This window comes from Agromyces sp. Leaf222, from assembly GCF_001421565.1.
GTDB lineage: Bacteria > Actinomycetota > Actinomycetes > Actinomycetales > Microbacteriaceae > Agromyces.
This window is the reverse complement of the sequence record NZ_LMKQ01000001.1, coordinates 1,852,753-1,865,445: the sequence shown is the minus strand read 5'-3', so window position 1 is coordinate 1,865,445 and position 12,693 is coordinate 1,852,753. Positions and strand designations below refer to the sequence as shown.

General features: G+C 72.2%; 12 protein-coding genes. 2 read left to right on the top strand and 10 right to left on the bottom strand.

Features of this window, described 5'->3' with window-relative positions; translation table 11 throughout:
* Window positions 1-68 precede the first annotated feature (68 nt).
* Entirely contained in the window at window positions 69-1,181 is a 1,113-nt protein-coding gene (locus ASE68_RS08180) for a GNAT family N-acetyltransferase (RefSeq protein ID WP_055857217.1), read from the top strand.
* Here ASE68_RS08180 and mutM read toward each other — a convergent pair.
* From mutM to ASE68_RS08130, 10 genes are all read right to left on the bottom strand, one after another.
* Window positions 1,114-2,040, bottom strand: a complete 927-nt coding sequence (gene mutM, locus ASE68_RS08175; protein WP_055857213.1) for a bifunctional DNA-formamidopyrimidine glycosylase/DNA-(apurinic or apyrimidinic site) lyase — start codon at window positions 2,038-2,040, stop codon at window positions 1,114-1,116. The two genes, ASE68_RS08180 and mutM, sit on opposite strands and share 68 nt — an antisense overlap.
* A gap of 1 nt (window position 2,041) precedes the next feature.
* Window positions 2,042-2,704 carry a ribonuclease III gene (gene rnc / locus ASE68_RS08170; RefSeq protein ID WP_055860989.1) on the bottom strand — a complete coding sequence of 221 codons (663 nt, stop codon included), beginning with the start codon at window positions 2,702-2,704 and terminating at the stop codon, window positions 2,042-2,044.
* A gap of 79 nt (window positions 2,705-2,783) precedes the next feature.
* Window positions 2,784-2,987, bottom strand: a complete 204-nt coding sequence (rpmF, locus tag ASE68_RS08165; protein ID WP_055857210.1) for a 50S ribosomal protein L32 — start codon at window positions 2,985-2,987, stop codon at window positions 2,784-2,786.
* 9 nt (window positions 2,988-2,996) lie between these two features.
* Complete coding sequence (locus ASE68_RS08160) at window positions 2,997-3,497, bottom strand: DUF177 domain-containing protein (RefSeq protein WP_055860986.1); 501 nt, start codon at window positions 3,495-3,497, stop codon at window positions 2,997-2,999.
* A gap of 74 nt (window positions 3,498-3,571) precedes the next feature.
* Window positions 3,572-5,917, bottom strand: coding sequence for a DUF3488 and transglutaminase-like domain-containing protein (locus ASE68_RS08155; protein WP_055857207.1), 2,346 nt, complete (start codon window positions 5,915-5,917; stop codon window positions 3,572-3,574).
* On the bottom strand, window positions 5,907-7,292 hold the full coding sequence (locus tag ASE68_RS08150; RefSeq protein WP_055857202.1) for a DUF58 domain-containing protein: 1,386 nt from the start codon (window positions 7,290-7,292) through the stop codon (window positions 5,907-5,909). Before ASE68_RS08150 ends, ASE68_RS08155 begins: the two co-directional genes overlap by 11 nt.
* Before the next feature lie 2 nt (window positions 7,293-7,294).
* The gene (locus ASE68_RS08145) at window positions 7,295-8,269 is read right to left on the bottom strand and encodes a MoxR family ATPase (RefSeq protein ID WP_082462341.1); all 975 of its coding nucleotides are present in this window, start codon (window positions 8,267-8,269) and stop codon (window positions 7,295-7,297) included.
* Between the two features lie 122 nt (window positions 8,270-8,391).
* Window positions 8,392-8,883 carry a pantetheine-phosphate adenylyltransferase gene (gene coaD / locus ASE68_RS08140; protein WP_055857199.1) on the bottom strand — a complete coding sequence of 164 codons (492 nt, stop codon included), beginning with the start codon at window positions 8,881-8,883 and terminating at the stop codon, window positions 8,392-8,394.
* 51 nt (window positions 8,884-8,934) lie between these two features.
* On the bottom strand, window positions 8,935-11,169 hold the full coding sequence (locus ASE68_RS08135; protein WP_055857197.1) for an ATP-dependent DNA helicase RecG: 2,235 nt from the start codon (window positions 11,167-11,169) through the stop codon (window positions 8,935-8,937).
* Complete coding sequence (locus ASE68_RS08130) at window positions 11,166-11,978, bottom strand: hypothetical protein (protein ID WP_055857194.1); 813 nt, start codon at window positions 11,976-11,978, stop codon at window positions 11,166-11,168. Before ASE68_RS08130 ends, ASE68_RS08135 begins: the two co-directional genes overlap by 4 nt.
* A 76-nt stretch (window positions 11,979-12,054) precedes the next feature.
* Here ASE68_RS08130 and ASE68_RS08125 point away from each other — a divergent pair, with 76 nt between their 5' ends.
* Window positions 12,055-12,690: an RsmD family RNA methyltransferase gene (locus ASE68_RS08125; RefSeq protein ID WP_055857189.1), complete on the top strand. Its 636-nt coding sequence runs from the start codon at window positions 12,055-12,057 to the stop codon at window positions 12,688-12,690.
* Window positions 12,691-12,693 lie beyond the last annotated feature (3 nt).

Sequence of the window (12,693 nt, the reverse complement as noted above, 5' to 3'; positions counted from 1 at the left end):
GCGATAGCCTGATCGGCTGCCTCCGGCTCCGATCCCGAACCCGAGCGGCCCCAGACGAGGAGGACGTGATGACGATCGAGATCAGGCCGGTGCCCGTGCCCGAGCGGCTCGGGGTCCCCGAGGCCGTCGAGTTCGAGGCCGCGGCCGAAGCCGTCGCCATCGTGGAGGAGTCGGTCTGGGGCCACCGCAAGTTCGCCTGGGACACGTACGAGCTGCTGCCCCGGTATCGCGACGAGACCTATCACGGCATGCGGGCGTTCGCCGCCTGGGACGGCGACCGCTGCGTCGGCCGCGTCGAATGCGAGTGGGAACGGTCCGACGGCGCCGAGACCGTCGACCTGGTGCTGGGGGTGATTCCCGAGCATCGACGCGCGGGCGTCGGCACCGCACTGCTCGACGCTGCCCTCGACCTGGCCGCGGGCCTCGGGCGGCCGACCCTGACCGCGATGTCCGACGTGCCCGCCTCCGCCCTCGACGCGCCGGGCGAGCGGCTCGAGGCGCGCGACGGCAGCGGCTCGATCCCCGCATCCGACCCCGGCGCGGCGTTCGCCGTGCACCACGGCTTCCGGCTCGCGCAGCTCGAACGCGTCAGCGGCCTCACCGTCACCGGCCGTGCCGACGCGTTCGCCGAGGCATCCGTCGAGCACGAGGCCCGCGCGAGCGCGTACCGGCTCGTGAGCTGGGTCGACCGTGCGCCAGACGAACTCCTCGACGAACTCGCGGTGGCGCACGCCGCGATGTCGACCGACCCGCCGGCCGGCACGGCGACCTTCGATGAGGAGATCTGGGATGCCGCGCGCGTGCGCGCCACCGAGGACGAAGCGCTCGACGGCCGCCGCACGACCCTAGTGACCGCCGCCGTCTCGACCGACGGACGGGTCGCCGGATACACGGAGCTCTCGCTGCCGGCCGAATCCGCCTCCGCGTTCCAGTGGGACACGATCGTGCTGAAGGAGCACCGAGGGCACCGCCTCGGCATGCGCGTGAAACTCGCGAACCTCGTCCTGCTCGGACGCGTCGCTCCCGACCGCACCGATGTCTACACCTGGAACGCCGACGAGAACGAGCACATGCTGGCCATCAACGTCGCCCTCGGCTTCACCGTGCGCGGACTCAGCGCGCTGTGGCAGCTCGACGCAGGCGCTGGCACCGCGGACAGCGGTGCGACGACCGGTTCATGAACGCCTCCCGCACCATCGGCGTGCCGCAGCGCGGGCACGGCAGGCCGCTCCGCCCGTAGGCGTTGAGCGAGTGCGCGAAGTAGCCAGACGCGCCGTTGACGTTCACGTACTGCGCATCGAAGCTCGTGCCGCCCTCGTCGAGCGCCTTGCCGAGCACGTCGCGCACGGCTCCGAGCAGGTCCTTCGCCCGACGCCGCGAGATGGACGACGCCGGCTGCTCTCCGTGCAGGCGCACCGCCCACAGCGACTCGTCGGCGTAGATGTTGCCGACGCCGCTCACGAGCCCCTGGTCGAGGAGCACCCGCTTGACGCCCGACGCGCGCCGCGACATCCGCTCGAGGAACAGCCCGTCGTCGAACGCCGGATCGAGCGGATCGCGGGCGATGTGCGCGACCTGCGTCGGGATGCTCCGTGCCCACTCCCCCGTGACGTCGCCGCTGAACCCGGCCACCGCGCCATCGGGCGTCGGCAGCATGCGGTCGACGGCGAGCGAACCGAAGGTGCGCTGGTCGAGGAAGTCGATGCGCAGCTCACCGTGATCGGGGTGCTCGAGGTGGATGCGCACGCGTGCATGGCGGTCGTCGCCCGGGTGCTCAGGCGACCGGAGCAGCATCTGACCGCTCATGCCGAGATGCCCGACGATCGCCCGGTCGCGACCGAGCGGCAGCCAGAGGAACTTGCCACGACGCACTGCCGCGGCGATCGTCGCACCCGTCGTGAGGGCCTCGAAGTCGCCGGATGCCGCGTCGTGCCGTGTGAGCGCACGTGCATCGAGCACGTCGACCGCCGCGATGCGGGCACCGGTCACCGCCGGCGCCAGGCCCGCGCGCACGACCTCGACCTCGGGGAGCTCGGGCACGTCAGGACGCGGTGAGCGCGGTCCAGGCCTCGAGCGCCGCGGCCATCTCGGCCTGCTTCTTGCTCGAACCCTCGCCGGAGGCCTCCACCAGCGTGCCGACGACGACCGTCGCAACGAAGTGCTTGTGATGGTCGGGGCCGCTCTCGGTGAGCGTGTAGACGGGCGGCGGGGCGCTGCGCTTGGCCGCGATCTCCTGCAGGCTCGTCTTGGGGTCCATCGAGGCGCCGAACCGTTCGGGGTCGCGCATCAACGGCGTGATCAGGCTCAGCACGAACGCGGTCGCGACATCGCCGCCCGCATCGAGGTAGACGGCGCCGATGATGGCCTCGACGGTGTCGGCCAGGATCGACGGCTTGTCGGCCCCACCGGTGAGCGTCTCGCCGCGCCCGAGCCGGATGTACCGGCCGAGCGCCAGCCTGCGCGCCACCTCGGCCAATGCCGCACTCGACACGAGGCTCGCGCGCCGTTTGGCGAGCTCGCCCTCGTCGAGTTCTGGGTGGTCGCGGAACAACCGCACCGTGACCGCCTGGCCGAGGATCGAATCGCCGAGGAACTCGAGGCGTTCGTTGGTCGGAATGGCGCCGTTCTCGTACGCGAACGACCGGTGCGTGAGCGCCAGGAGCAGGAGCTCGGGATCGATCTCGATCTGCAGCAATTGCTGCAGCTCAACGAGATTCGGCTCCGCGAGCCCTGTGCGCTCCGTGCGCGTCACGACCGGTCGTTGCTGCTGCGAGGGGCGTCGACTAGACGTCGGCGACCTTACGGCCCTTGTACTCGAGGAACAGCGGGGTGCCCGCAGAGTCCTCGACGACCTTCGCGCGGTGCGGCAGGCTGTACGTGACCTTGCCGTTCTCGACGGTCTTCACCAGCGTGGGGGCCTCAGCCTTCCACTGCGAACGACGCGCGTGGGTGTTTGCTCGCGACTTCTTCCGCTTCGGAACAGCCATGACGTTCTCTCAATCTCTCTTCGGGTCGGCGTCGGATGCGACATCCGTGCCCTGGTCTTCGGAAGCTTGCAGCCCTGCGAGCGCGGCCCATCGCGGGTCGTGCTCGGTCGGGGTGTCGAGTTCAGGATGATCAGCCAGTCGCAGCCCGGTCTCTGGGTCGAGACCAGGGCAGTCCGGCCGGCAGACCGGCTGGAACGGCAGTGACAGCACCACCGCATCTCGGATGAGCGGTTCAAGATCCACGTGGTCGTCTTGAACCTCAAACTCGAAAGCTTCTCCAGAATGATACGCGAAAAGCTCCTGGAACTCGACTTCGACGGGCAGCGACACGTCGATCAGGCATCGACCGCACTCGCCATCGGCGACCGTATCGATGCTCGTCGACACGAGGATGCCCTCGTGGACGGACTCCAGCCGCACGTCGAGATCGAGCTCGGACCCCTCGCGAACGGCGACGAGCCCCTCACCGAGGGGTTCGCGCACCGGCACCCGGAACTGATGCTCGCGCATCTCGCCAGGTCGGTTGAGGAGGTCGCGCACGTTCACGCGGAACGGCGAATACTGAATGGCCACAAGCGATGATTCTACGCGCCGTCCGCTGTGCGAATGCCGGATGCGCGCCGAACGCGGTCTGCGAGCGACTTGGGAATCAGCACGGCGATCGCGCGGTCGCGCGGACTCGCGTCGCGGATCATCGCGCGACACGCCAGGTCGAGGTCGGCCAGCAGTCCCGATCGCGGGTTCGGACCGGCTCCTTCGGTCGCCGGGCCGGCGTCGACGCCCACGCCATCGGGTCCGTATCGCGCGCGCTCGACCGCATCACGCAGGCGCACGAGGGCGTCGAGCGTCGCAGGATCGCGGAAGCCCGGTCGCGCCCCGACGTACGCGGCGAACACCCTCGGCGTGGCCTGGACCCCTTCGATGCCGAGGTCGCTCGCCGTGGCGATCAGCTCGTCCCACGCGGCATCCGCAGGACCCTGACCGAGGCGGATGCGGCGGCGTCGCGTCGCACGCTGGAGCACGCGCAGCCCCGCGGGCAGCAGCAGCAGCGCGAGCACGGCGAGCAGCAGCGCGGCCGCCCGAATCGCCGCGTCGTTCTGCTGCGAACCGACGGCGCCGCCCGCGAGGCCGCGATCGGGGTCGACCTCGGGGCGACCGGTCGCCGGCGCGGTCGACGACGGGGCCGCAGGCAGCACCGACGTCTGCGCCTGTCCCGCACCGGGCCGCGAGTACTCGGGCACGGTTCCACGACCGGGGGTGGGCTCGAACGGCACCCAGCCGACGCCCTCGAAGTAGAGCTCGGGCCAGGCGTGCAGGTCGTGCGAGTCGACCTCGACGCGCTGCACGCCGTCGACCCGCTCGGTGGTCGGGGTGCCGGAGGTGTACCCGACCGAGATGCGCGACGGGATGCCCGCCTCACGGGCCAGCACCGCCATCGTGGATGCGAAGTGCACGCAGTACCCGCTCTTCGCCTCGAGGAACGCGGCGATGACCTCGAATCCGCCGCCGTCGTAGCCCTCCTCGACGGGGGCATCGGTCGAGTACTCGAAGTCGGCCGAGCGGAGGTACGCCTGGATCGCGACCGCCGCGTCGTACGGGGTCGCCGCCGACCCCGCCAGTTCGGAGGCCGTCGCGGTGATGATCTCGGGCACCTCGTCGGGCAGCTCGAGGAACTGCGGATCCGCCGCGCTCGGGGGCCCTGCGGCCCGAAGCTGATCGACCGTGGGCTCGACCTCGAGCCTGGTCACCTCGTACCGCTGGCCGGCGGTGTTCGTGTCGACGCTGCGCACGGTGAGTGCGCCGTCGTCCCAGTACCAGGACCCGGAGAGCCCGTCGATGCGCGTCGACGGGTAGGGCACCGGCAGCCAGGTGGTGCGCACCTCGTTCACCAGCACGTCAATCGGATGCTCGGAGGTCTGCACGTCGGCGCCCAGGCCCTCGGGCGCACCGAGTGCATCGACCGTGTTGTCGCCGTCGACCGGGCTCTCGGTCACCGCCCACACGTCTCCCTCGAACCGGTCGAGCGTCAGCAGCGTGAAGTTGGGGCGATCGCCGTCGCGCGCCAGGTAGCGGAACGCCGGCCTCGCCTCTGGCCGACGCAGGTCGCGGCCCAGGTCGAGGAAGGGGCTCACCCCGCGCGCGAAGAGTGCGCCCTGCGACCCGTTGCCGAGGAGCAGGCTGGTCGAGATGCTCGGGGTCGAGGCGGTGAGCAGCGACGCGACGATGAGCCCCGTGACGGCGACACCGAGCGAGGCCCCGAGGGTCGACGCGACCGGCACCCGCTTCGGCGCGGCGACCGTCGCGACCTCGTCGTCATCGCCACGCGCGATGCGGGCGCGCCGCGTCACCCGCACGTCGACGCGCAGGAGGAACAGGTACGCCGCAGCCGTCGCCACGAGCACCGGGATGTCGACGCCGTCCTCGACGAGGAAGCCGGGGATGAGCACGGGCACGAAGGCCGGAACGGCCGCGAGCGCCGGGGCCCGCGCGATCTGCACGAACACGTCGAGCAGGATCGAGAGCGTGCCGACCCCGAGCGCGAGGGCGAACGTGAGGGCGGGCACCGCGACCGCCGGCACCGTCTGCTGCGCGATCGTGCGCTGCGAGCCGGTGAAGAGCTCGCCGAACAGTGCGAAGGTGTCCGGCGTCGGCACGATGAACGCGATCGCCGTCGCCCCGCCGAACAGCACCGTCAGCAGCAGCAGGAGCACGACGCCCTCGAGCACCGGCACGAGCCCCGACGGAACCCGCAGGGCGCGCAGCCCGGTGCCGCCGAAGAACACGCCCGCCGAGACGAACGCGCAGAGCCACCACCAGCCGCCGCCCGCGATCAGGGGGCCGAGCGACATCGTCGCCACGACCATCAGCAGGAACGACGCCGCGGTGAGGGTGAGCCGCCCGCGCTTCGTCAGCGCCGCATCAGGATGCATCGTGCACCGCCGTCGGCTTCGTGGCGACGGCCGACCAGGCCCCGCCGATCTCGACGGCACGACGGACGTCGACCACGTGCCAGTCCGCGTCTTCGAGCATGCGACGCACACCGGAGGTCACCGACGCCGTCACGAACGCGACGGCCGGCTCGAACCCGGCGCGGAGCGCGACGAGGGCGGCGGCCTCTGCCTGCCCGGGGTCGACGAGCACCGCGAAGCCGGGTTCTCGGGCGTCGCGACCCCTCGAGCGGAGCTCTGCCCATGAGCCCCGATCGTCGGAGCCGTGTCGCCCGTGGTCGTGGCGACCCTGATCATGCCGCCCGGCCTCGCGTCGGGCGGATTCGCGGCGGCCTGCGGGATTCGTCCTCGCGAGGTCCTCGAGCAACTGGTGGTCGCCGCCCGGCATGCGGTACTCGCCTCCGTAGGGCGCCGTCGGTACGAGCCCCTGCTCGGGGTCGGCGATGCCGGTGCAGCGCAACCGGAACCCGTTCTCGAGCAGGTGCACCCCGATCGACGCGGCGACCTCGATCGCGAGCTCGACGCGCTCGTCGACGAGGTCGTCGCGTTCGCGGTGCACCGCGAGACCATGACGCCCCTCGCCCGGCAGGTCGAGCAGGATGCGCGCCTCCGGGTCGCCCCGCTGCTCCTCCTCGCGCACCATCAGCTCGCCGCGCCGCGCCGTCGCCGGCCAGTTCACGCGTCGCAACGGGTCGCCGTAGCGGTACTCGCGGGCGATGAGTTCATCGGAGTTCGGATGCGTGCGGCGCTGCAGGCCGTGCACGACGCCGTCGATGCTGGCCGCGGTGGCCAGCGCCTCGGCCAGCGGCGTGACGCGCGGGGTGACCACGACCTCGTGCGGTGCGCCGGCCTCGCGCTCGACGTTCGCGAGGCCGAAGGGGTCGGTGACCCCGATGCGCAACGGGCCGACCGGGAAGACGCCGCGTCGCGGCATCCGAAGTCGATACTCGATCCTGACGCGATCGTCGCCCGACGGCAGCACGATCTCGTGCGGTCCGAGGGCGGGCAGCAGCGCCGACGGTGGACCGACGGTGCCCTCGGGGGCACGATCGCGCCAGTGCGCGCCGTCGAGCGTTCGCCGTCCGCGGTTCACGACGACCAGCGCGACCCGCGTGGCTTCGCCCGCGGAGACCACGGCGGGGGCGAAGGAACGCTGCACGGCGAGGCTCGGGCGCCGCAGCGCCACGAACGCGGCGGCGACGATCGGCATCGCGAGGCCCACGAACGCGAGCAGGAGGATGTCGCGGAGGTCGAACCACAGCGAGATGCCCACGAGCACGGCTCCGACCACGATGAGCGCGATGCCACGGCGGGTGAGGCGCGGCCACGACAGCGAGCGCAGGCGGTTGCGGGCCATGATCAGTTCCTTCGAGCGCTCCCGACGGGCACGGGCGTCTGCGCGATGATGCGACCGACGATGGCGTCGATCAGCGGCCCGCTGTCGCGATCGTGCGAGCCGACGGCCCGGCTGGTCGGCACGAGCCGGTGGGCGAGCACGGCGACCGCCAGGGCGTCGACGTCGTCGGGAAGCACGAACTCGCGACCGTGCATGGCCGCGTGGGCCTTCGCCGCGCGGATGAGCTGGAGCGTGGCGCGAGGGCTCGCGCCGAGCCGGAGCTGGCGGTCCTCGCGAGTGGCCCTCGCCAGCTCGACGGCGTACTCCTTGACGGGCTGCGACGTGAACACGTGCCGCACGGCGCGGATCATCGCCCGCAGCTCGTCGACCGAGACGACCTCTTCGAGGCTGTCGAGCGGGCTGGACGTCTCGCGCGTGGAGAGCATCGCGAGCTCGTCGACCGCTGAGGGGTACCCCATGGACACCCGGGCCATGAAGCGGTCGCGCTGCGCCTCGGGCAGCGGGTACGTGCCCTCCATCTCGACGGGGTTCTGCGTGGCCACCACGGTGAACGGCAGGTCGAGGAGGTAGGTCGTGCCGTCGGCCGTGACCTGGCGCTCCTCCATGCACTCGAGCAGGGCGGCCTGCGTCTTCGGGCTCGCACGGTTGATCTCGTCGCCGATGACGATGTTGGAGAACACCGGACCGCGCTTGAACTCGAAGCGTCGGCTCGCCTGGTCGAAGACCGAGACCCCGGTCACGTCGCTCGGCAGCAGGTCGGGGGTGAACTGGATGCGGCTCACGCTGCTGCCCACCGAGCGGGCCAGCGCCTTCGCGAGCATCGTCTTGCCGACGCCCGGAACGTCTTCGATGAGCAGGTGGCCCTCGGCGAGCAGCACGGTCAGGGCCGCGGTGATCGCGTCGCGCTTGCCCGCGATGACGGTCTCGACGTTCGTCACGATGCGGGCGGCCAGCACCCCCACCTCGTCGATCGACATCACGGATGCCGCGTCGTCGACCTCGTCGAGCACGATGCCCGGGTGCGCGGGGTCGATCTGCGCGGTGTCGGTCTGCGCGGTGTCGGTCTGCGCTGCGGGCGCCCGGCTCACGGATGCCTCGCTCACGAGGTCATCGCCGCTTGGAGGTACTCGGCGACGGCCGGGGGAACGTAGGGGGCGACGTCGCCGCCGAGCGCCGCAACCTGGCGGACGAGCGAACTCGACACGTGCGCATTGCCGGGATCGGGCAACAGGAAGACGGTTTCGACGCCCGCGAGATGACGGTTCACGATCGCCATCGGCGTCTCGTAGGCCACGTCGATCTGCGAGCGCACGCCCTTGACGAGCACCGTGGCGCCGACGTCGCTGCAGTAGTCGACGAGCAGGCCCATGCTCCACGACGCGACCACGATGCGACCCTCGATGCCGGCATCGGCGATGGCGCGCTCGATGAGGGCGACGCGCTGCGCGATGGGCAGCAGGGCGTTCTTGTCGGGGTTGTGCACGACCACGACGTGCAGTTCGTCGAAGATGCCGGCCGCCCGCTCGATGACGTCGAGATGACCCCTGGTGACGGGGTCGAAGGAACCGGGAACGACGGCGATCCGCTGCATACGCACCAGCGTAGTGCTCGGCGCTGGCGGCGAAAGGGGTCGCGGAGAGTCTCAGCCCTTGCTCAGGAATCCGGTCGCGTCGTCGTCGAGACGGCGACGCACCTCGGCCGCGAGCGCCGGATGCCGCTGCAGCGACGGGTCGGCCTCGAGCACCTCGCCGGCGACGGCCCTCGCATCGGCGATGACATCGCCGTCGCGGGCCACGCGCAGCAGCTTCAACGACGATCGGCCGCCGGACTGGGTGGCGCCGAGCACGTCGCCCTCTTGGCGGAGCTCGAGGTCGACGCGAGCGAGCTCGAAGCCGTCGAGCGTGGCCGCGACGGCCTCGACGCGCTGCCGCGCGAGCGAACCGGGATCGGCGGCCGTGACGAGCAGGCAGAGCCCAGGCAGGCCGCCTCGACCGACGCGCCCGCGCAGCTGGTGCAGCTGCGAGACGCCGAAGCGGTCGGCGTCGACCACGACCATCGCGCTCGCATTGGGCACGTCGACGCCGACCTCGATCACCGTGGTCGCCACGAGCACGTCGATCTCCCCCGCCGCGAAGGCGCGCATCGTCGCATCCTTCTCGTCGGCGGACATGCGTCCGTGCAGCTGGGCCACGCGGATGTCGGCGAACGCGGGCAGCTCGGCGAGCTCGGCGGACACCGACGCGACGGATGCGACGGGGCGAGCCGCGGCATCCGCCCCCGCGCCCTCGCCGCCGGCATCGGCGGGGCCGACGGGATCGGCCTCCTCGGCGACGCGCGCCTCGATCGCCGGGCAGACGACGAACCCCTGGCGGCCGGCAGCCACCTCTTCTGCGAGGCGCTCCCACACGCGGGAACGCCACCCCGGGCGCTCGGCGAGCGGCACGACGAACGACTCGATGCCGGCGCGCCCGGCCGGCAGCTCGCGGATCGTCGAGATGTCGAGATCGCCGAACACGGTCATCGCGACGGTTCGCGGGATCGGCGTGGCGGTGAGCACGAGCACATGCGGCGGCTGCCGGCCCTTGAGCCGCAGCGCCTCGCGCTGCTCGACGCCGAACCGGTGCTGCTCGTCGACCACGATGAGCCCGAGGTCGGCGAACGAGACGTTCTCGCCGATGAGCGCGTGCGTGCCCACGACGACGCGCGACTGCCCGGCTGCCGCACGCAGCAGGGCCTTGCGCCGCTCGGCGGCGGGCAGCTGGCCCGTGAGCAGGGTGGGCACGAGCGTCGCCGAGAGCTCGGGCCCGAGCATGCGCACGATCGAGCGCAAGTGCTGCGCCGCGAGCACCTCGGTGGGCGCGAGGAGCGCGGCCTGTCCGCCGGAGTCGGCGACGGCGAGCATCGCGCGCAGCGCCACCACGGTCTTGCCCGACCCCACCTCGCCCTGCACGAGCCGGTTCATGGGCACGGGCTCGCCGAGGTCGTCGGCGATCGCGCGCCCGACCTCGACCTGGTCGCCCGTGAGCTCGAACGGCAGCGACGCGTCGAAGCGCTCGAGGAGGCCGCCGGCGGCCGGATGCCGCGCGGTCGTCGCGTGCGCCCTGAGCTCGGCCCTGCGCTGCAGCAGCGCCGTCTGCAGCACGAGGGCCTCGGTGAACCGGAGCGTGCGCCTGGCCGTCTTCCAGTCGGACTCGACCTCGGGCCGGTGCACCTTCTCGAGCGCCTGCCGCTGGGCGATGAGGCCGCGAGCGGCGCGCACGGACTCGGGGATCGGGTCGCCGGCGGCATCGGTCGTCTCGAGGCCGTCGAGCAGCAGCGCGATCGCCTTCGCCAACTGCCAGCTCGCGAGCGCGCCCGTCGCCGGGTAGATCGGGATCGGGGCCTCGGCCCAGCGCTTGACCGAGGGGTCGGTCGGCGAACTCGGCGTCGCGTCGTCGAAGAGCTCGTAGTCGGGATGGGCGAGCTGGCGGGCACCCCGGTAGTCGCCGACCTTGCCCGCGAAGATGCCGCGCGCACCCGGCACGAGCTCCCGCGAACGCCACGCCTGGTTGAAGAAGGTGAGCGTGAGGATGCCCGTGCCGTCGGAGATCTTCACCTCGAGGATCGACCCGCGCCGAGACTTCATCGTGCGCTCGCGCACCTCGATGACCTCGGCGACGATCGTGACGTTCTCGTCGAGCGGCAGGCTGGCGAGCGCCGTCAGCTCGCCGCGGAGCGCGTAGCGACGCGGATAGTGCGAGAGGAGGTCGCCGACCGTTCGGTAGCCGAACGCACGCTCGAGGGCCTGGGCCGTGCGGCCGCCGAGCGCCCCGGTGAGGCGCGAGTCGAGCGTGTACCGGCCGACGGCTGCGGAGTCGTCTGGCGAGTCGGCGGTCATGCGTCGATCGTAGGCCGCCCCGCCGTCAACGCCTCGATCTCGGCCTGCACGTACGGGTCGTCGGGCCGGAGCCCGGCCAGTGCGAGCTGGAGTTCGAGCGCCTCGTCGGTGCGACCGAGCGTGCGCAGGCAGCGCGCGACCGACCAGCGTGCGACCTGCTGCTGCTCGCTCGAGCCGTACCGGTCGGCGATCTCGACGGCGCGCTCGAACTCGACGAGTGCAGCGCCCGCCCGCCCGCCGTCGTGCTTGACCCAGCCCAGGTTGTGGTGCAGCGCGATGCCCCAGCGGAGGGTGCGGGGGTCGCGCCGGCCCTCGAGCAGGTCGATGCCCTCGGCCGCCCACTCCTCTTCGTGCCCGGCGTCGTTCAGGGCGAGCATGTGCAGCGCGTCGAGCACCAGGAACGCCGAACCCGCCTGCGCCGCCTCGCGCACGGCGAGCGTGAACTCGGGCACGGCCTGCGTCGGGCGGTCATCGGCCGCCAGGAGCCGGCCACGTTCGATCGCGACCCTGGCCCGCACCTCGGCCGGAACCTCGTCGTGCCCTGCACCGTCGAAGATCGCGGCGACGCCGTCGAGCACGTCGGTCGCCTCCTCGGCGAGCTCCTGCAGGCCGAGTGCACGGGCGAGCTGGGTGGTCATCACCGCCTGCTCGTGCGGGGTGCCTGCGGCGCCGGCGGCGTCAGCCGCGGCACGGAACCGCTCGGCACTCGACTCGGCATCGCCGAAGTCCCACAGCCGGTCGATGAGCGCCTGATCGACGGGCTCGAGGCGGACCGGGTCGACGCGATCACGGGAGGTAGGGGCATCCACGCTCCCATCATGGCAGCGGAGGCCGGCCCGGTCACGCCCTCGACGACGCGCGACGTCCCGGTAGGCTGCCAGCAGCATGACGCGCATCATCGCCGGCGCCGCCGGCTCCCTCTCCCTCGCCGTGCCGCGATCCGGCACGCGGCCAACGAGCGACCGCGTGCGCGAGGCGATCTTCTCGGCGCTCGAGGCTCGCGACGCGATCGACGGGTCGGTCGTGCTCGACCTCTACGCCGGCTCCGGCGCGCTCGGGCTCGAGTCCGCCAGCCGCGGTGCGGTCGAGGTCGTGCTCGTGGAGCGCGCGAAGCCGGCCGCCGACGTGTGCCGGCGCAACGCCGACGCGGTCACGCGGGCGATCGGTCGCGGCGCCGCGCGCATCCGCGTCGTCGTGAAGCCCGTGGCCGCCTATCTCGAGACCGCGCCCGCCGGCGTCGACCTCGCGTTCATCGATCCGCCGTACGACCTCGACGAGGCGGCGGTCGCGCGCGACCTCGCCCTGCTCGCCCCGCTCCTCAATGCAGAAGCGCTCGTCGTCGTCGAACGCAGCGCTCGCTCGCCCGAACCCGCGTGGCCATCGGGCATCGAGCTCGAGCGGCGCCGCGACTACGGCGAGACGACCCTCTGGTGGGCGACCACGGCAGACCCGGCGGCCGACGAACCGGCAGCCGACGCGCTCGCAGCCGCCGAGCCCGCAGCCGACGAACCGGTCGCCTGAGAA